Genomic DNA, 18,891 nt, shown 5'->3' on the forward strand with positions numbered 1-18,891 from the left:
CGTGCCTGCCCCTCACCGTATGATCGTGATCCCTCGCCCCCTGCGCCTGACCTTCTATTCCCTGCTGATCATCGCCGGCGCGCTACTGGCCGCAGCCTGGGCCACGCGCCATGCCGAACGCCAGGCGCTGGTGGACGACGCCGCCCGTGCCAATCAGCAGCTCGCGCTGTACGCCAACTCGCTGCATACCCTGATCGAACGCTACCGCGCCCTGCCTGCGGTGCTGGCGCTGGACTCGGAGATGATCAATGCCTTGAAGGGCCCGCTGGATACCGCGACCCAGGATCTGCTCAACCGCAAGCTGGAGCGCATCAACGGCGCGGCGCAGTCGTCCACCTTGGAATTGATGGACCGCACCGGCCTGGCCGTGGCCGCCAGCAACTGGAACCTGCCGAGCAGTTATGTGGGGCACAACTACGCGTTTCGCCCCTACTTCAGCCAGACCTTGAGCCAGGGCACCGGGCGCTTCTATGCGGTGGGCGTGACGACCGGCATCCCCGGGTACTTTCTCTCCAGTGCCGTGGTGGATGAACACGAGCAGTTCCTTGGCGCGATGGTCGTGAAACTCGAATTCCCCGAACTTGAGCGCGAATGGGCCCAGGGCAATGACCTGCTGCTGGTCAGCGATGCACGTGGCATCGTGTTCATCGCCAATCAACCCGGCTGGCGTTACCGCAACCTGCGACCGTTGTCGGCCAGCGACCTGGCCGAGCTCAAGGCCACTCGCCAGTACGACAAAAAACAACTGCAGGCACTCGAAACCAGCACCCTGCAACGCTTCGACGAAAACAGCCATTTGATGCGCGTCAACGGTCCGGATGGCAGTGCCAATTACATCTGGGAATCCCTGCCGCTGAAGGCCGAAGGCTGGACCCTGCACCTGCTGCGCAAGCCGCAGTTCGCCTTTGAAGATCAGCGCAACGCCGGGTTGGCCGCCGCCGGTTCCTGGCTGGCGCTGGTGTTCCTGGTGCTGTTCCTGACCCAGCGCTGGCGCCTGGCCCGCTTGCGCCAGCGCAGTCGCGAAGAGCTTGAGCAACTGGTGGAAGAACGCACCCAGGCGCTGCGCACGGCCCAGGATGGCCTGGTGCAATCGGCCAAGCTCGCAGCGCTGGGACAGATGTCCGCCGCCCTCGCCCACGAAATCAATCAGCCACTCACTGCCCAGCGCATGCAGTTGGCCACGTTGCGCCTGCTGCTGGATCATGGTCGTGTCGACGACGCCTACCAGGCGCTCACGCCACTGGACGACATGCTCACGCGCATGGCCGCCCTCACCGGCCACCTCAAGACCTTCGCGCGCAAAAGCCCGAGCGGCCTGCGTGAACGCCTGGACCTGGCCACCGTGGTCGACCAGTCCCTGCACTTGCTCGATGCGCGCCTGCGCGATGAATCCATCGGCGTGGTGCTGGACCTGACCCGCCCCGCCTGGGTGCGCGGCGATGCGATCCGCCTGGAGCAGGTGCTGATCAACCTGTTGCGCAACGCCCTCGATGCCATGGCCGATAAACCGCGCAAACGCCTGGAAATCCGCCTGCATGCCGACCAACAGCTGTGGAAGCTGACCGTCAGCGACAGCGGCGGCGGGATTGCCGAAGAACATCTGAACAGCGTGTTCGACCCGTTCTTCACCACCAAGCCCGTGGGCGACGGGCTCGGCTTGGGGCTGGCGGTGTCCTACGCTATCGTGCACGAATTGGGCGGGCGCCTGATCGCGAGCAATCGCGGCGACGGCGCGGTGTTCACCCTGACCCTGCCTATCGCGCTGGAGACGCCCGACCTATGTTGAACGCGGTGATTGTGGTCGATGACGAAGCCAGCATCCGCACGGCCGTCGAGCAATGGCTGAGCCTGTCGGGTTTTGAGGTGCAGCTATTCAGCCGTGCCGAGGCCTGCCTGGCGCAGCTGCCCAAGGATTTCCCCGGCGTGATCCTCAGCGATGTGCGCATGCCCGGACTCAGCGGCCTCGAACTGCTGGCCGAAGTGCAACGTCGCGATGCCGACTTACCGGTCATCCTGCTCACCGGCCACGGTGATGTGCCGATGGCGGTTGAGGCCATGCGCGACGGTGCCTACGACTTTTTGGAAAAACCCTTCAGCCCCGACGCCCTGCTCAACAGCCTGCGCCGAGCCTTGGACAAACGTGGGCTGATCCTGGAAAACCGACGCCTGCACCAGCAGGCCGATCATCGGGCGCAGTTGGAAACGACCCTGCTGGGTGTGTCGCGTGGTTTGCAAACCTTGCGCCGCCAGGTGCTGGACCTGGCCAGCCTGCCGGTCAACGTGCTGATCCGTGGCGAGACCGGCAGTGGCAAGGAAATGGTCGCCCGTTGCCTGCATGATTTTGGCCCACGGTCGAAGAAACCCTTTGTCGCGCTCAACTGCGCCGCCATCCCCGAGCAGTTGTTTGAAGCCGAGCTGTTCGGCCACGAAAGCGGCGCGTTTACCGGCGCCCAGGGCAAGCGCATCGGCAAACTGGAATATGCCCATGGTGGCACGCTGTTCCTCGACGAAATCGAAAGCATGCCGCTGGCCCAACAGGTGAAGCTGCTGCGCGTGTTGCAGGAACAGAAGCTTGAAAGATTGGGCTCCAACCAAAGTATCCACGTCGACCTGCGCATCATCGCCGCGACCAAGCCGGACCTGCTGGAAGAGGCCCGCGCCGGGCGCTTTCGCGAAGACCTGGCCTATCGCTTGAACGTCGCCCAATTGCGCCTGCCTCCCTTGCGTGAACGCCGCGAAGATATCCCGCTGCTGTTCGACCACTTTGCACAGAGTGCCGCCGAGCGCCTGGGCCGCAGCGTCGAGCCCCTGAGCGGCGCGCAACTGGGGCGCCTGCTCAGCCACGACTGGCCGGGCAATGTCCGCGAACTGGCCAACGTCGCCGAACGCCAGGTACTCGGCCTTGGCGAGCCGGAACCGGAAGGCATCGAGGCCGGGCAATCCCTGGCCGCGCAGCAGGAGGCCTTCGAAGCCCACTGCCTGAAAGCCGCGCTGACCCGGCACAAGGGTGATATCAAGGCGGTGCTGGCCGAGCTGCAACTGCCACGCCGTACCTTCAATGAAAAGATGCAGCGCCACGGCCTCGCCCGCGACATGTTCCTGAAGGACGAATGAGCGGATTTCCGCTCATCACCTGAAAATCATCAGCGGCTTTCCGCTCAAAAAAATCCTGCAACCCTTCTATTCCGGGCCTTCATCCACCTGGCACAGCTCCTGCTATAGCTCGAGCCAGGCTGCGCACGCGCCGCTCCATAAAAACAACTAGATGAAGGATCCTTCAATGGATAACTCCAACGCCCTGCCTCTGGGGTCGGCGGCCGCGCCGACGAAAGAGCGCACTACCTCCAGCCGCATCAAATCGATTTTCAGTGGTTCCGTCGGCAATATGGTCGAGTGGTACGACTGGTACGTCTACGCCGCCTTCTCGTTGTACTTCGCCAAGACCTTCTTCCCGAAAGGCGACACCACCGCTCAACTGCTCAACACCGCCGCAATCTTCGCCGTGGGCTTCCTGATGCGCCCGATCGGTGGCTGGCTGATGGGCCTGTATGCCGACAAGGTCGGGCGTAAAAAAGCCCTGATGGCCTCGGTCTACCTGATGTGCTTCGGCTCGCTGCTGATTGCCCTGAGCCCCAGCTATGAAATGATTGGTATCGGTGCGCCGATCCTGCTGGTGTTCGCCCGTTTGCTGCAGGGGCTGTCGGTCGGCGGCGAATACGGCACCTCCGCCACTTACCTCAGCGAGATGGCAACCAAGGAACGTCGTGGTTTCTACTCCAGCTTCCAATACGTGACCCTGATCTCCGGCCAGCTCATCGCTTTGGCCGTGCTGATCGTGCTGCAACAACTGCTGACCACCGAGCAGCTGTACGCGTGGGGCTGGCGTATCCCGTTCGCCATCGGCGCACTGTGCGCAGTCGTCGCGCTGTACCTTCGTCGTGGCATGGAAGAAACCGAGTCGTTCACCAAGAAGGAAAAAGCCAAGGAAAGCGCAATGCGCACCTTGATGCGCCATCCCAAGGAGCTACTGACCGTGGTCGGCCTGACCATGGGCGGCACCCTCGCCTTCTACACCTACACCACCTACATGCAGAAATACCTGGTGAACACGGTCGGCATGAGCATTTCCGACTCCACCACCATCTCGGCGGCGACGCTGTTCCTGTTCATGTGCTTGCAACCCATCGTCGGCGGGCTGTCGGACAAAGTCGGCCGTCGTCCGATCCTGATCGCCTTCGGCATCCTTGGCACGCTGTTCACCGTGCCGATCCTCACCACCCTGCACACCATCCAGAGCTGGTGGGGTGCGTTCTTCCTGATCATGGCGGCGCTGATCATCGTCAGCGGCTACACCTCGATCAACGCCGTGGTGAAGGCCGAGCTGTTCCCCACCGAAATCCGCGCCCTGGGCGTGGGCCTGCCGTACGCCCTGACCGTCTCGATCTTCGGCGGCACCGCTGAATACATCGCGCTGTGGTTCAAGAGCATCGGCATGGAAACCGGCTACTACTGGTATGTAACTGCTTGTATTGCAGTGTCGCTGGTGGTCTATGTGACCATGAAGGACACGCGCAAGCATTCACGCATCACCACTGATTAACAGCCTATCGCGGTATAAAACTGTGGGAGCGGGCTTGCTCGCGAATGCGGTGGATCAGTCAATGTTTCCGGTGGCTGATACTCCGTATTCGCGAGCAAGCCCGCTCCCACATTTAGTTCTGCAGCGTCTGGTTGATAGCGCCATACCGCCGCTGCGCATACGAAGCGCCCACAATCATCACCAGCAACACACCCGCCAACACCGCCGACGAACCCACCGTGCCAAAGTCCAATCCGCCCTTTTCATGGGGCTTGGTGAGGAAGTCCCCCAGCGTTGCACCGAATGGCCGCGTCAATACAAACGCCACCCAGAACAACAACACCGACGAAATCTGCGTGAAGTACTTGAGCGCAACCACCGCGGCGATGGTTGAGCCGACCAACAACGCGCCCCCGGCAAAACCCAGCCCGGAGTCGTCCGCCAGGAAATCACCCAACGCGGTCCCCAAGGTGTTGGAAAACAGGATCGCCATCCAGTAGAACAGCTCGCCCCGGAAGGTCTGCACCTTGTTCACGTTCAGCGAATCGCCACTGAGGTGCCAGAGCGCGAAAATGATCATCAGGATCACGATCAGGATCATCGACCCCGTCGCATAACCCAGGCCCAGGGTGCGATCCATGAAGTCCGACATGGTGGTGCCCGCCGTGCTGGTGGACAAGATCACGATCCAGTACAGCACCGGGTTATAGGTTTTCGAGCGCAGCTGCGTCACCAGGGTGAGCAGGAACACGCTGATCAGCATCATCGAACTGATGGCGTAACCGACATCCAGGGTCATCGACAGCAAATCCCCGGCGGTCTCGCCCAGGGTGGTTGCACAGATTTTCATGACCCAGAACGCCAGGGTGATCTGAGGAAGTTTATTCATAGGGGCAAGGCTCCGAAGCGCAGTCTCTCAATAGGCCGACTGATTGGGCGGTCGACATTGGGCGCAGACTGACGGTGGAGCTGTGAAAAATAGGTGGGCGATGAATGAAAATTCCATAGTATGGCCACTTCATCGACGCCCACTGCAGGAACATCGGCCATGCCTGACGATATCCATTTCTACGAACCCGCCAACGGCCACGGCCTGCCCCATGACCCGTTCAATGCCATCGTCGGCCCCCGGCCCATTGGCTGGATTTCGTCCCACGACAGCCAAGGCCGCCTGAACCTGGCGCCCTACAGTTTTTTCAATGCGTTCAACTACATTCCGCCGATCATCGGGTTTTCCAGTGTCGGGCGCAAAGACAGCCTGAACAACATCGAACAGACCGGCGAGTTTGTGTGGAACCTGGCGACCCGCCCGCTGGCCGAGCAGATGAACCAGAGTTGCGCCCCGGTATCACCCGAGGTGAATGAGTTCGAATTGTCCGGCCTGACGCCGGTGGCTTCGAAGATCGTGGGCGTGCCACGAGTGCGCGAGAGCCCGGTGTCGTTCGAATGCAAGGTGACGCAGATCATCCAGCTTCAGCGCGCCGACAAAGCATTAGTGCCGAGCTGGCTGGTGCTCGGCGAGGTGGTCGCGGTGCACATTGCCAAGTGGCTGCTCAAGGACGGCATCTATGACACCGCCGCCGCCGAGCCGATTTTGCGCGGTGGCGGCCCGGCGGATTACTTCCAGTTGGGCCCTGAGGCCCTGTTCAAGATGCATCGACCCAAGGCTTAGGATTCAGCCGCCCATGCCAACTGACCTTCTTCGTCGACATCGACCAACCGCTCCAGTTGCAGGGTGGCCGCATCGTCGGCGTCGGAGGCGGTCTTGAACGTCTGGCCATCAAGGATCTTGTGAAAGCGCGGTGCGCCCATGCCATCCAGTGCCTTGACGGCGACGGCGGCGCTGTAGCCACCCTCCCCCGGTACTACGGCGGAAACGGCTTCGTGGTGGGCAAATTGTTTACGTGCCATGTTGCAGGTCCTGGCCAATGGAAAAGTTGGCCATTCTAACCCTCAACCGGCCAGTTGCAGGTACTCGCCGTAGGCGTGGGCGGCGGATGCATCGGTAAAGGTCTGGAAGTCCATGCTGCGGACCACCATGTCGTTCAACAGCTCGGTAAAGATCATCAAGGCCGGAGAATTGAAGTAGGCACTCATCGCCTGCTCGCTGCTCCAGAAGCCCGAGACCAGCCATACATCGGGATCGACCTGGGAATGCTGCAACGAGAATTGCAGGCAACCCTGAGCCTGACGGCCCGGTTCGATCAAACTGCTCAAGCGTGCACCGAGTTCGGTGCTGCACCCGGTGCGGGCGCGGATAAAGGCCATATGGCTCGCGGGAATGGGGGTGGACATGTTCGACTCTCCCGTTGAGAAGTGATGCTCGGCAAGCACTGTGAGGGCGTGTTGCCACAGGATCAAAGATAACGGCGCGAATGCGAGCGCGGTTAGTCAATTCCTGTCGGCTTATTGCACAATCCTGCGAGAAGCGTAGAGAGGACGTCTGGCGCAGCTGTTTTATTCCATTGGCCAACGCCTTGTTTCAGGGAGATGACAGGCGCTGCGATTGCCTGATTCACGATGCGCCGCAGGATCAGGCAAGGATTGTGCAGAATCGACGTAACACTTTTTGAAAAGCCGCCGCTAAGCTGAGCCCATCGAAGTAGCCAGTAGAGGACGCTCCATGTCGTCGCCCGAACATAAAGCCATCCCCCTCGATGCCGAGATGGAAAAGCAGCGCGCCGAACTGGCCAGCATCGTGCACCGGCATACCTGGGAGGACGGCTCCTACGGTACCGCCATCACCACCTTGTTCCTGAACCGCCACAACACGCCGCGTGACTTCATGCCGGTGTTGGTGGAGCCCGCCCTGTGCATCCTGGCCAGCGGCAGCAAGGAAGTGCGCCTGGCTGACGAGATCTTTGCCTACGACCCACTCAATTACCTGGTGTTCTCGGTGGCGATGCCGGTGGCTGGGCGGATCATCGAGGCCACCCCGGAAGACCCGAACCTGTCGGTGCGCATCAATATCGACCCGGCGCAGCTGACGGCCTTGATCGCGGAAGCAGGCCCGATGGGCGTGCCGTCGCGTCCGACGTCCCGTGGCATGTATGTCGACCGTATCGACGGCCAACTGCTCGACGCCGTGCTGCGCCTGGCGCGCCTGCTGGACTCGCCCAAAGACATCGCCATGCTGGCGCCGCTGATCAACCGCGAAATTCTTTATCGCCTGTTGCGGGGTCCCCAGGGTTATCGCCTGTATGAAATCGCCGTGGCCAACAGTCAGAGCCATCGGGTCAGCCAGGCGATCAAGTGGTTGAACGGCAACTACGAGCAACCGCTGCGCATCGACGACCTGGCCAAGGAAGTGAACCTCAGCGTCTCGACCTTGCACCACCGCTTCAAGGCGATCACCGCCATGAGCCCGTTGCAGTACCAGAAGCAACTGCGCTTGCAGGAAGCGCGGCGGTTGATGATCGCCGAAGGGTTGGAAGCGTCGGCGGCCGGGTATCGCGTGGGGTATGAAAGCCCGTCGCAGTTCAGCCGCGAGTACAGTCGGTTGTTTGGGGCGCCCCCCCTCAGAGATTTGGCCCGGCTGCGCCAGAGCATTTAGTCGAGCGTGCGCGGCAGTTGCAGGGTCACCCGCAACCCACCCTCACGCAAATTCTGCAAACTCACTTCGCCGCCATGGCTGTGGGCAATGTTGCGCGCAATCCCCAACCCCAAGCCATAGCCCTGTTGCTGCCCGGCCAGGCGGAAGTGCGGTTCGAAGACTTGCTCCAGGCGTTGCTCGGGTACGCCGGGGCCTTCGTCATCCACATGCAGGATAAATTCCACGCCGTCGTCTTCGATGCGCAGATGGGCGTTCTGCCCGTACTTCAATGCGTTGTCGATCAGGTTGCCGATGCAACGCTTGAGCGCCAGCGGCTTGCCCGGATACGTCGTCAACGCCCGGCCATGCTGGGTCACGCGACCATTGCCGTTCGGCGCCAGGTACGGTTCCACCAGGCAGTCGAGCACATGGTTCAGGTCGACCGGTTCGATGTTTTCGTGGATATCCGTGTCTTTCACGCATTGCAGCGCGCCCTTCACCAACAACTCCAGCTCATCCAGGTCGCGACCGAACTTGGTTTGCAGGTTCTCGTCTTCCAGCAATTCCACACGCAGGCGCAGACGGGTGATCGGTGTGCGCAAGTCGTGGGAAATCGCGCTGAACAACTGGCTGCGCTCGGTCAGGTAACGGCTGATGCGCTCGCGCATGGCATTGAACGCACGACCCACTTCCACCACTTCGCTGCCGCCACCTTCGGCCACCGGCTCTACGTCGGCGCCCAGCGACATGTCCCGCGCGGCCCGCGCCAATCGCTTGAGAGGGCGACTTTGCCAGTGCACCAGCAGGCCGATGAACAGCAACAGGAAACCGCTGGTCAGCACGATAAACCACACCTGCTGGGACGGCAGGCCTTGTTCTTCCAGACTGGTGTAGGGCTCGGGTAGTAGCGAGGCGATGTACAGCCATTCGCCGGGCGCGAGCTGGATCTGAGTGACCAGCACCGGCGGATTTACCGGTTCCAGGGTCAACGCGTAGTGGGCCCATGAACGCGGCAGCTCATCGAGCTTCAGGCCGGCGTTGAAGATACGCAGGTCTTCGGCGCTGACGAACTCCACCGAGATATGCACATCGGCGCCGAGGGTTTGTTTCAGCACTTCATCGACCGCTTCAAGCACGGCCTGCTTACGCGGGGTCTGCGGCAGGATGGCCATGTCCAAGGGGCGATCATTGAGGGTCACGACAAAACGCGTGCCGCCCATGCTGCGCAATTGATCGAGGACCAACGGACGGTAGGCCACCGGCAACGAACGGAAATAACTCACGCTGGCGGTCATCGAATGCGCCAGGCTGCGGGCGCTGGTGACCAGGCCTTCGAGCTGGGTGGCGCGCAACTGCGAGACCCAGATCACGCTGGACAGCGCCTGGGCAAACAACACTGCCAGCAGCGTCAGCAGCAGCATGCGCCCCAGCAAAGAACGGGGCACCGGGAAGCGGCGGCGACGCTCAGTCAGATGTTCAGTGGGCATTGCCGGCAACCACGCTGGCTGCCAGTTGATAACCGCTGCCGCGCACGGTACGGATCAGCCTCGGGGGTTTTTCAGTGTCGCGCAGGCGTTGGCGCAAGCGGCTGACGGCCATGTCGACGATACGGTCCAGCGGCATCAGGTCACGGCCACGGGTGGCGTTGCCGATGGTGTCGCGGTCGAGGATCTGTTGCGGGTGGTCGAGAAACAATTTGAGCAGCGCGAAATCGGCCCCGGAAAGGATCACTTCTTCACCGTCCACATGGAACAGGCGGTGGCTGATCATATCCAGGCGCCATTCATCAAACACCAACACTTCGCCACCACTGCTGCGTTCCTGGCCAAACTGGCAGCGACGCAACAAGGCTTTGATCCGCGCCTGCAACTCGCGGGGACTGAAAGGCTTGCCGATGTAGTCGTCGGCGCCCAGCTCCAGGCCGATCACGCGGTCGGCCTCGTCGGAACTGGCGGTGAGCATGATGATCGGCACCTGCGCCTGGCGCGGGTGCTGGCGGATCCAGCGGCAAAGGCTGAAACCGTCTTCGTCCGGCAACATCACATCAAGGATGACCAGGTCGCACGGCGCCTCGTTCATTGCCTGGCGGAACCCCGCGCCATCCGGCACGCCACGCACCTGGAAACCGGCGCGACTGAGGTAGGTCTGCAGCAATTCGCGGATTTCCTGGTCGTCGTCGACGAGGAGAATCGATTTACTGATTACGCTCACGGGGTCCTCCTTGTTGTTATGGGGTGTTCTTGATGGCCTCATCGCGGGCAAGCCCGCTCCCACATGTGGGAGCGGGCTTGCCCGCGATGAGGCCATCACTGCCTACGCAAAAGCCTGCTCCAGTGCCACCCCAGCCCCGGTCAACCCGGAATACGGCGCGGTTACCAACCACACCGGAATGCCCTTGAAGTAGTCGCTCATACAGCCTTTGTCGGCAAAACTCTTGGCAAAGCCGCTGTTGATAAAGAAGTCGGCAAACCTCGGTATCACCCCGCCTACGATGTACACGCCACCGCGTCCACCGGTGGTCAGCACATTGTTGCCGGCGACGCGGCCCAGCCAGATGCTGAACTGGTCCAATACCTCCATCGCCACCGGGTCGCCGGCCAAGCCTGCGGCCGTGATAGCCTCGGGGGTTTCCAGTACCGGCGTGTGGCCGTCGACCGCGCAAATGGCACGGTACAGGCGCGGCAACCCGCCACCGCTCAAGGCGGTTTCGGCGCTGACGTGGCCGATCTCAGTGTAGATGTGCTGCCACAGCTGGGTTTCACGCGGGCTGCTCAGGGGCAGGTCGACATGCCCGCCCTCCCCCGGCAACGCCGCAAAACGGCCTGCGCCGAGGTCCAGCAGCGTCCCGACACCCAGGCCAGTGCCAGGGCCAATCACTACCGCCGGGCGCAACGGCTCCGGCGTACCCTCGCAAACCACGCGGAATTCGTCGGGCTTGAGGCGGGTCATGCCCAGGGCCATGGCCGAGAAGTCATTGACCAGCAGCAATTCATCGACCTGCAACGTCTTGCAAAACGCAGTCTTGCTCAGGCGCCAGTGATTGTTGGTGAACTTAAATTCATCACCGCTCACCGGTCCGGCCACCGACAGGCACACCGCACCGATGTCGCCGATTTGCAGGCCTTCCTCGTTGAGGTAAACCTTGATCGCGTCTTCAGGGCTGGAGTGATCCGCCGTGGCATGCACGCGGATCGAATGCAGTTCCTGATCGCGCCACAACGCGAAACGGGCGTTGGTGCCCCCGATGTCACCGACCAGCGCTAGCTTCACTTAAGCGTCTCCAAGGCAGAGGTAAAGGCGCTGGCGCCCTGCTCTGCGGAGCTTGCGGCCAAGCGCATAAATGCAAACAGCTCGCGACCGGCCCCCACGTTATTGCCCAACAGGCCCGTGGCAGGCGCGCGCGCTGCAAATTCGTCGGCGTCCACCTTAAGCTCCAAGGTGCCCTTCACGCCATCCACGCGAATGATATCGCCATCGCGCACCCGCGCCAGCGGCCCGCCGCTCTGGGCTTCGGGGTTGACGTGAATCGCGGCGGGGATCTTACCCGACGCGCCGGACATACGCCCGTCTGTTACCAGTGCGACTTTGAAGCCACGGTCCTGCAACACGCCGAGAAACGGCGTCATCTTGTGCAATTCGGGCATGCCATTGGAGCGCGGGCCCTGGAAGCGCATGACGGCCACGAAGTCTTTTTCCAACTGGCCGGCCTTGAACGCGTCGGCCAGGTCTTGCTGGTCCTGGAACACCACCGCCGGCGCTTCAACAATCTGATGCTCAGGGGCAACGGCAGACACCTTCATCACGCCGCGACCGAGGTTGCCTTCCATCACGCGCAAGCCGCCTTCCGGCGAGAACGCACGGGCCACGGGACGCAGGATGCTTTCATCGAGGCTTTCGATCGGGCCATCGCGCCAGATCAGTTCGCCGTCGACCAGGAAGGGCTCCTGGGTGTAGCGGCTCAGGCCCTTACCGGCCACGGTGTTGACGTCTTCATGGAGCAGGCCGGCTTCGAGCAGTTCGCGGATCAGGAACGACATGCCGCCCGCCGCCTGGAAGTGGTTGATGTCGGCCTTGCCGTTTGGATACACGTGGGACAGGGTCGGCACCACCTCGGAGAGGTCGGCCATGTCGTCCCAAGTGAGGATGATGCCCGCCGACATGGCGATGGCCGGCATGTGCAGGGTGTGGTTGGTCGAACCGCCGGTGGCGTTGAGGGCGATGATGGAGTTGACGATGGATTTCTCGTCGACGATCTCGCCGATCGGCATGAAGCTGCCGTTGGCCTTGGTCAGGCGCGTGACCTGATGCGCGGCTTCGCGGGTCAGCGCATCACGCAGCGGCGTGTACGGGTTGACGAACGAAGCGCCCGGCAGGTGCAGGCCCATCACTTCCATCAGCAACTGGTTGGTGTTGGCGGTGCCGTAGAAGGTGCAGGTGCCGGGGCTGTGGTAGGACTTCATCTCCGATTCCAGCAGCTCTTCGCGGGTGGCCTTGCCTTCGGCGTAGCGCTGGCGCACATCAGCCTTCTGCTTGTTGGAGATGCCGGACGGCATCGGCCCGCCCGGCACGAAGATCATCGGCAGGTGGCCGTAGCGCAACGCGCCCATCATCAGGCCGGGGACGATCTTGTCGCAGATGCCCAGCATCAGCGCGGCATCGAACATGTTGTGGGACAGCGCTACCGCCGTGGACATGGCAATGACTTCACGGCTGAGCAGGCTCAACTCCATGCCAGGCTCGCCCTGGGTCACGCCGTCGCACATCGCAGGGGTGCCGCCAGCGAACTGGCCGACCGAGCCGACTTCGCGCAGGGCTTTCTTGATTTGTTCAGGGAAATGCTCGTACGGCTGGTGCGCCGAGAGCATGTCGTTATATGACGAAACAATTGCCACGTTGGCGGCATTCATCATGCGCAGACTATTTTTATCTTCAGTGCCGCAACCGGCCACGCCATGGGCGAAGTTGGCGCATTGCAGCTTGCCGCGCATCGGACCGTCGATGGCTGCACCGCGAATGAGCGCAAGGTAGGCCTCGCGGGTGGCGCGGCTACGGGCGATAAGCCGTTCGGTGACCTCAAGAACGCGGGGATGCATGTGTAGAACTCCAGGCTAACGGATGTGGCGACCTGAGTGTCTATGCTGATCAAACGCCCGCAGCGCATGGGATGGCAGGGAGTCGTTTGGATCATCGGACCAGTTGATTCAGGTCACTCGTTGTAGATTGAACAAAATATTGCCACTAAAAAGGCTTGTTTTCTATTTTTATGCGAATAATCTTGTAATTCTTACAACAAATCGACGACAGGCACTCTCCAATGACTCTTCGTATCGCAATCAATGGTTTTGGCCGTATCGGCCGTAATGTCCTGCGCGCACTGTATACCCAAGGCTACCGCCAGGATTTGCAGATCGTCGCCATCAACGATCTGGGCGACAGTTCGATCAACGCCCACCTGCTCAAATACGACACCGTGCATGGCACTTTCGACGCAGAGGTCGCCCACGATCAGGAAAGCCTGACCGTCAATGGTGACCGGATTGCCGTCAGTGCCATTCGCAACCCCGCCGACCTGCCGTGGGCTGCGCACAAGATCGACGTGGTGTTCGAATGCACCGGTCTGTTCACCGACCGTGACAAGGCTGCCGCCCATATTACCGCCGGCGCGCGCAAGGTGATCATCTCGGCACCGGCCAAGGGCGCGGACGCCACCGTGGTCTACGGTGTGAACCACGACATTCTGCGCCAATCCCACCAGATCATCTCCAACGCGTCGTGCACCACCAACTGCCTGGCGCCTGTGGCCCAGGTGCTGCACCGCGAGCTGGGCATCGAAAGTGGCCTGATGACCACGATTCACGCCTACACCAACGACCAGAACCTGACCGATGTCTACCACACCGACCCGTACCGCGCGCGTTCGGCCACCCAGAACATGATCCCGAGCAAGACCGGCGCGGCTGAAGCCGTCGGCCTGGTGTTGCCGGAACTGGCGGGCAAGTTGACCGGCATGGCGGTGCGTGTCCCGGTGATCAACGTGTCGCTGGTGGACCTCACCGTGCAGTTGAAGAAAGAAGCCACTGCCGAACAGGTCAATGCGTTGCTCAAGGATGCCAGCCAGCATTCCAAGATCCTTGGTTACAACACCTTGCCGCTGGTTTCCAGCGACTTCAACCACAACCCGTTGTCGTCGATCTTCGACGCCAATCACACCAAGGTCAGTGGCAAGTTGCTGAAAGTGCTGGCTTGGTATGACAACGAGTGGGGCTTCTCCAACCGTATGTTGGATAACTGCCTGGCATTGTGTAACGCCGAGTAAGCCAAAACAGGCTCACAGAAATAGCTACTTGCCATTTGAGTTGATGATAAGCATTATCATTCACTGCAAATCGGTCTGGTATCACTGTGAGCCAATCTCGCTTCAACCATGTTTTTCTCACCCAACGGGTGGTTCTGCTTCGCACCTTGCAGCGGATGGTGAATAACCACAGCACCGCCGAGGACCTGTTGCAGGAAACCTACCTGCGCGTGACTCGGGCCCTGAGCGAGCGGCCGATCGATCACCTTGAACCTTTTGTCTATCAGACGGCGCGCAACCTGGCGCTGGATCATCTGCGCGCGCGCAGAATCCAGGCCCGCACGCTGCAGGAAGATGTCCCGCTGGATGTCCTGCAAAGTGTCGCGGCCCCCATCAGCACCCCCGAAGATGCCACCCAGGCCGAGCAAATGCTCGAAGCCTTGAGCGTCAGCCTGGGCCAGTTGAGCGCCCGCCAACAGCAGATTTTCATCCTCAGCCGCCTGCATGGTTGCAGCTACCAAGAGATTGCCGATCAGCTGGAAGTGTCCTTGAGCACCGTGCAAAAGGAACTCAAATTGATCATGGCCATCTGTGTAGGTGTGGCCGAACGGCTGGATCGGCCTTAAGCTTCACGCGAAAGAAGCGTCGACCCAGGCTGTAGGAAAGTTGAATAGAACGTGGCGAAGACCCGAGGAACACCGTGACGGACCCGAATAAACTGCGACCCCATGAGCTGGCTCATGAGGTGTTGCAAGACACGGCTATGGATCAAGCCCTCGACTGGCTGATCGCCTTGCAGTGCCCGCAACCCGGGCAGCAAGCCGAATTCGAAGCCTGGCTGGCCAGCGATCCCGCCCACGTTCATGCTTTCGCCAAGGCCCAGGCCGCCTGGGGTGGCGCGCCGGTGCACAGTGCCGCCGTCGCATTGGCGGTACCACGCAAGCCCAGCGCCTGGCGCCGCATCAAACCGCATTGGAAACCACTGGCTACCGCCGCCGTGCTGCTGATCGGCCTGTTCAGCTTCAGCAACCTGCCGGTACGCCTGCAGGCCGACCACCTCACCGTGGTGGGCGAACGCCAGCGCCTGCAACTGGACGACGGTTCCAAAGTGCTGCTGAACACCAACTCGGCGTTTTCCAGCAGCATCAAGGACCACCAGCGCATCGCCCGCCTGTACCAGGGCGAGGCGTTTTTCGAAATCGTGCCCAGCCACGGCCTACCCCTGGAAATCGACGCCGGCCCTGTCCGTGCCAGCGTGCGCGATACGGCTTTTGCCGTGCGTTACCTGAATGGCGAAGCCCAGGTGCAAGTGCAACGCGGCGATGTCGACCTGAGCAACACTTTCGACGATGCCCGCGTGCGCCTGAGCGCCGGTGAAAGCATCCGCATCGGGCCCAGGGGGTTCGGCCAGCCGGCCAAGCTGGACGCCAACAAGGACCTGGCCTGGGTGCAAGGCCGGCTGATCTTCGAGAACTGCCCGATGAGCGAAGTGCTCGCCGAGCTGCGTCGCTATTACCCTGGCTGGATCGTCAACACCAATGACCAACTCGCCAGCGTCGCCGTCACCGGCAATTATCGCCTCGACCAGCCTCTGGATGTGGTGCGATCCCTGGCCCACATCACCTCGGCCAAGCTGTCGGAATACCCGGCGCTGGTGATCTTGAACTAAATGAGAATTATTTTTACTCGATAGCTGAGGGTGGTACGTCTCGTCTTAGCCAATGCAACTGATTCCTATTTGTTTCAGTTCGCAACTATAAGATTCGTACCCCGGAGCGCTCTCGATGTCCTCTTGTTTCAACCGCCGGTCCTCTTCGCCCGTCCTGTCCTTGCTGACGGCCGCCATTCTGCTGGCCGGTGCGCCAGTGATGAGCGCCACCGCCGCCGAACCCGCTGCGCGCAGTCACGGCAACTACAACTTCAGCATCGAGCAGCAATCGCTGGTCTCGGCCCTCAACGCCTTTACCGCCGTGACCGGCTGGCAAGTCGGCCTGCCCGCTGAATTGGGCCAGGGTGTGTCGTCCCCTGGCGTGCGCGGCCCGCTGCCGCCGGAAAAAGCCCTGGACCGGCTGTTGGTGGGGACCAACCTGAGCTATCGCAAACTGGGCAGCAACAACATCGTCCTGGAAAAACGTGCAGCGGGCAGCACCCTCAACCTGCAACAGGTGACCATCAGCGCCACCCGCAATGAGCAGGACGTGAGCAGCGTACCGAGCACCGTCAGCGTGCATGATCGCGAAGAGCTGGACCGCCAGAACGTCAACACCATCCGCGAGCTGGTGCGCTATGAGCCCGGCGTTTCGGTCGGTGGCGCCGGCACCCGTGCCGGTAACGCCGGTTTCAACATTCGCGGCATCGACGGCGACCGCATCCTCACTCAGGTCGATGGCGTGGAAGTGCCGGACAACTTCTTCAACGGCCCCTACGCCAAGACCCGTCGCAACTACGTCGACCCGGAAATCGTCAAGCGCGTCGAGATCCTGCGCGGCCCGGCCTCGGCCCTGTACGGCAGCAGCGCCATTGGCGGCGCAGTGAGTTACTTCACCCTCGACCCGGACGACATCATCAAGCCCGGCCAGGACGTCGGCGCCCGTCTCAAGACCGGCTACAGCTCCGCCGATGAAAGCTGGCTGACCTCCGGCACCTTCGCCGGCCGCGTGCAGGACTTCGACGGCTTGCTGCACCTGAGCCAACGCAATGGCCACGAAATGGAGTCCTACGACGGCAATAACGCCACCGGCCTGGCCCGCACCGGCGCCAACCCGGAGGACGCGCGCACCACCAACATCCTCGCCAAGCTGGGTTGGAATTATGGGGAGAACAATCGCTTAGGCCTGACGTATGAGAAGTACAAGGATGATCGCGACACTAACCAGAAGAACGCCATAGGCGGGCCGTTCAACACTGGCGCCCCCGTCTCCCCCAACCTGTACCGCGCACGCTCGGGCAACGACACCATCACCCGTGAGCGCTTCGGCCTGGAAAACAGCTTCGCGCTGGAATCGCCGGTTGCCGACCGTATCAAGACCAGCCTCAACTATCAGATTGCCAAGACCGACCAGACCACCGCCGAGATCTACCAGGCCGGCCGTCGCGTGCTGCGGACCCGCGATACGCTCTACCAGGAAAAACAATGGGTATTCGATGCCCAACTGGACAAGGCCTTCAGCCTCGGTGACACCGATCACCAAGTGACCTACGGCACCACCCTCAAGCAGCAGAAAGTCACCGGGTCCCGTGAAGGTGCCGCCACCTGCCTGGCCGTCGGCAGCGGTTGTACCGCCATCGGCGCCCCCAGCCCGTCCGCCACAGACAGCGTGAGAAAGGCCAGCGACTTCCCGGACCCGACCATCAATACCTATTCGCTGTTTGCCCAGGACCAGATCGCCTGGAACAACTGGACCTTCCTGCCCAGCGTTCGCTATGACTACACCCAGCTCAAACCCAAGCTGACCGAGGACTTCCTCAACGCCACCGACCCGAACCGGATCTACCCACACGACGACGACACCAAGACCTGGCACCGTGTTTCGCCGAAATTCGGCCTGACCTACGCGCTGACTGACCACTACACCTGGTTCGGCCAATACGCCGAAGGCTTCCGCACGCCGTCAGCCAAGGCCCTGTACGGCCGCTTTGAAAATATCCAGCAAGGGTACGTGGTCGAGCCAAACCCGAGCCTCAAGCCGGAAACCAGCAAAGGCATCGAGACCGGGATTCGCGGTAACTTCGACGCGGGTAACTTCGATGTCGCAGTGTTCTACAACAAGTACAAAGACTTCATCGACGAGGACAACACCTCCGTCGCCCCCACCGGCACGATCTTCCAGCCGTTCAACATCAAGCGCGCCACTATCAAGGGCATCGAAGCCAAGGGCCGCATGAACCTGGACGCGTTTGGCGCGCCCCAAGGCCTGTACACCCAAGGTGCGGTGGCGTACGCCTATGGCCGCAACGATGAGACCGGCGAACCCCTCAACAGCGTCAACCCGCTCAAGGGCGTGTTCGGTCTGGGTTACGACCAGGAACAATACGGCGCGTTGGTCAGTTGGACACTGGTCAAGAAACAGAACCGCGTCGACAGCACCACCTTCTTCTCGCCAGACGGCGACAAGTCCAAGGGCCCGTTCAAGACCCCAGGCTTTGGCATCGTCGACCTGACCGGCTTCTACAAGGTCACCAACGACGTGACCATCAATGGCGGCCTCTACAACCTCACCGACAAGAAGTACTGGAACTGGGACGACGTACGCAGCTACGACGGCGTCGGTGAAGCCGGCGTGACCTCCCCGGCCAACCTCGACCGCCTGACCCAGCCGGGTCGCAACTTTGCGATCAACCTGATCTGGGACATCTGATCCGCTCCGCTCACCTCGTCGAAATTTCATCGACGAGGTGAGGATTTTTTACTGTGCCGCGTCTTCTTGTTCGTCTAGTTGATAACAGCTCTCTTTAGGGCACCCAGGCGCTCCCCTTCTCAAGGAC

16 protein-coding genes are annotated in these 18,891 nt (G+C 61.5%); 9 read left to right on the plus strand and 7 right to left on the minus strand.

Annotation, left to right across the window (positions count from 1 at the left end):
• Window positions 1-19 precede the first annotated feature (19 nt).
• From ACP7BX_RS25230 to ACP7BX_RS25240, 3 genes are all read left to right on the plus strand, one after another.
• Window positions 20-1,786, plus strand: coding sequence for an ATP-binding protein (locus ACP7BX_RS25230; protein ID WP_426130966.1), 1,767 nt, complete (start codon window positions 20-22; stop codon window positions 1,784-1,786).
• Window positions 1,780-3,114 carry a sigma-54-dependent transcriptional regulator gene (locus ACP7BX_RS25235; RefSeq protein WP_177111202.1) on the plus strand — a complete coding sequence of 445 codons (1,335 nt, stop codon included), beginning with the start codon at window positions 1,780-1,782 and terminating at the stop codon, window positions 3,112-3,114. The genes ACP7BX_RS25230 and ACP7BX_RS25235 overlap by 7 nt, the downstream gene beginning before the upstream one ends.
• 166 nt (window positions 3,115-3,280) lie before the next feature.
• Entirely contained in the window at window positions 3,281-4,600 is a 1,320-nt protein-coding gene (locus ACP7BX_RS25240; RefSeq protein ID WP_426130841.1) for an MFS transporter, read from the plus strand.
• A 112-nt stretch (window positions 4,601-4,712) separates the two neighbouring features.
• Here ACP7BX_RS25240 and ACP7BX_RS25245 read toward each other — a convergent pair whose 3' ends face one another.
• Complete coding sequence (locus tag ACP7BX_RS25245) at window positions 4,713-5,468, minus strand: hypothetical protein (RefSeq protein WP_426132036.1); 756 nt, start codon at window positions 5,466-5,468, stop codon at window positions 4,713-4,715.
• 159 nt (window positions 5,469-5,627) lie between these two features.
• On the opposite strand from ACP7BX_RS25245, the gene ACP7BX_RS25250 reads away from it, so the two are divergent.
• The gene (locus ACP7BX_RS25250) at window positions 5,628-6,251 is read left to right on the plus strand and encodes a flavin reductase family protein (protein ID WP_426132037.1); all 624 of its coding nucleotides are present in this window, start codon (window positions 5,628-5,630) and stop codon (window positions 6,249-6,251) included.
• On the opposite strand, the gene ACP7BX_RS25255 is transcribed toward ACP7BX_RS25250, so the two are convergent.
• Both ACP7BX_RS25255 and ACP7BX_RS25260 read right to left on the minus strand, forming a co-directional pair.
• Window positions 6,248-6,490, minus strand: a complete 243-nt coding sequence (locus ACP7BX_RS25255) for a hypothetical protein (protein WP_033898533.1) — start codon at window positions 6,488-6,490, stop codon at window positions 6,248-6,250. The genes ACP7BX_RS25250 and ACP7BX_RS25255 overlap by 4 nt on opposite strands.
• Window positions 6,491-6,532: 42 nt before the next feature.
• Window positions 6,533-6,874 carry an antibiotic biosynthesis monooxygenase family protein gene (locus tag ACP7BX_RS25260; protein ID WP_016975490.1) on the minus strand — a complete coding sequence of 114 codons (342 nt, stop codon included), beginning with the start codon at window positions 6,872-6,874 and terminating at the stop codon, window positions 6,533-6,535.
• Between the two features lie 328 nt (window positions 6,875-7,202).
• On the opposite strand from ACP7BX_RS25260, the gene ACP7BX_RS25265 reads away from it, so the two are divergent.
• The gene (locus ACP7BX_RS25265) at window positions 7,203-8,132 is read left to right on the plus strand and encodes an AraC family transcriptional regulator (protein WP_016975491.1); all 930 of its coding nucleotides are present in this window, start codon (window positions 7,203-7,205) and stop codon (window positions 8,130-8,132) included.
• Here the strand turns inward: ACP7BX_RS25265 and ACP7BX_RS25270 are convergent.
• The 4 genes from ACP7BX_RS25270 to edd form a co-directional block, all read right to left on the minus strand.
• Complete coding sequence (locus ACP7BX_RS25270; RefSeq protein ID WP_161630237.1) at window positions 8,129-9,556, minus strand: ATP-binding protein; 1,428 nt, start codon at window positions 9,554-9,556, stop codon at window positions 8,129-8,131. The genes ACP7BX_RS25265 and ACP7BX_RS25270 overlap by 4 nt on opposite strands.
• A 31-nt stretch (window positions 9,557-9,587) precedes the next feature.
• Window positions 9,588-10,322: a response regulator gene (locus ACP7BX_RS25275; protein WP_016975493.1), complete on the minus strand. Its 735-nt coding sequence runs from the start codon at window positions 10,320-10,322 to the stop codon at window positions 9,588-9,590.
• 102 nt (window positions 10,323-10,424) lie between these two features.
• Window positions 10,425-11,381 carry a glucokinase gene (locus ACP7BX_RS25280; protein ID WP_314530965.1) on the minus strand — a complete coding sequence of 319 codons (957 nt, stop codon included), beginning with the start codon at window positions 11,379-11,381 and terminating at the stop codon, window positions 10,425-10,427.
• Window positions 11,378-13,204: a phosphogluconate dehydratase gene (gene edd / locus ACP7BX_RS25285; protein ID WP_016975495.1), complete on the minus strand. Its 1,827-nt coding sequence runs from the start codon at window positions 13,202-13,204 to the stop codon at window positions 11,378-11,380. Before edd ends, ACP7BX_RS25280 begins: the two co-directional genes overlap by 4 nt.
• A gap of 221 nt (window positions 13,205-13,425) precedes the next feature.
• Between edd and gap the strand changes: the two genes are divergently transcribed.
• The 4 genes from gap to ACP7BX_RS25305 all read left to right on the plus strand — a co-directional run bounded on the left by gap (window position 13,426) and on the right by ACP7BX_RS25305 (window position 18,764).
• Window positions 13,426-14,427 carry a type I glyceraldehyde-3-phosphate dehydrogenase gene (gene gap / locus ACP7BX_RS25290; RefSeq protein ID WP_038845935.1) on the plus strand — a complete coding sequence of 334 codons (1,002 nt, stop codon included), beginning with the start codon at window positions 13,426-13,428 and terminating at the stop codon, window positions 14,425-14,427.
• 86 nt (window positions 14,428-14,513) lie between these two features.
• Window positions 14,514-15,032, plus strand: a complete 519-nt coding sequence (locus tag ACP7BX_RS25295; RefSeq protein WP_033898538.1) for an RNA polymerase sigma factor — start codon at window positions 14,514-14,516, stop codon at window positions 15,030-15,032.
• A 74-nt stretch (window positions 15,033-15,106) separates the two neighbouring features.
• Entirely contained in the window at window positions 15,107-16,075 is a 969-nt protein-coding gene (locus tag ACP7BX_RS25300) for a FecR family protein (protein WP_178955282.1), read from the plus strand.
• A 115-nt stretch (window positions 16,076-16,190) separates the two neighbouring features.
• Window positions 16,191-18,764 (plus strand): TonB-dependent receptor, encoded by a 2,574-nt coding sequence (locus tag ACP7BX_RS25305; RefSeq protein WP_426132038.1) that lies wholly within the window; start codon window positions 16,191-16,193, stop codon window positions 18,762-18,764.
• The last annotated feature ends 127 nt before the right edge of the window (window positions 18,765-18,891 follow it).

The sequence above is a fragment of the Pseudomonas sp. DWP3-1-3b3 genome (genome assembly GCF_049896305.1).
GTDB classification, from domain to species: Bacteria; Pseudomonadota; Gammaproteobacteria; order Pseudomonadales; family Pseudomonadaceae; genus Aquipseudomonas; species Aquipseudomonas azotoformans_A.

Coding starts and splice junctions, on each gene's coding strand:
- ACP7BX_RS25230 (WP_426130966.1), top strand. CDS start 20: ATGATCGTGATCCCTCGCCCCCTGCGCCTGACCTTCTATTCCCTGCTG.
- ACP7BX_RS25235 (WP_177111202.1), top strand. CDS start 1,780: ATGTTGAACGCGGTGATTGTGGTCGATGACGAAGCCAGCATCCGCACG.
- ACP7BX_RS25240 (WP_426130841.1), top strand. CDS start 3,281: ATGGATAACTCCAACGCCCTGCCTCTGGGGTCGGCGGCCGCGCCGACG.
- ACP7BX_RS25245 (WP_426132036.1), bottom strand. CDS start 5,468: ATGAATAAACTTCCTCAGATCACCCTGGCGTTCTGGGTCATGAAAATC.
- ACP7BX_RS25250 (WP_426132037.1), top strand. CDS start 5,628: ATGCCTGACGATATCCATTTCTACGAACCCGCCAACGGCCACGGCCTG.
- ACP7BX_RS25255 (WP_033898533.1), bottom strand. CDS start 6,490: ATGGCACGTAAACAATTTGCCCACCACGAAGCCGTTTCCGCCGTAGTA.
- ACP7BX_RS25260 (WP_016975490.1), bottom strand. CDS start 6,874: ATGTCCACCCCCATTCCCGCGAGCCATATGGCCTTTATCCGCGCCCGC.
- ACP7BX_RS25265 (WP_016975491.1), top strand. CDS start 7,203: ATGTCGTCGCCCGAACATAAAGCCATCCCCCTCGATGCCGAGATGGAA.
- edd (WP_016975495.1), bottom strand. CDS start 13,204: ATGCATCCCCGCGTTCTTGAGGTCACCGAACGGCTTATCGCCCGTAGC.
- gap (WP_038845935.1), top strand. CDS start 13,426: ATGACTCTTCGTATCGCAATCAATGGTTTTGGCCGTATCGGCCGTAAT.
- ACP7BX_RS25305 (WP_426132038.1), top strand. CDS start 16,191: ATGTCCTCTTGTTTCAACCGCCGGTCCTCTTCGCCCGTCCTGTCCTTG.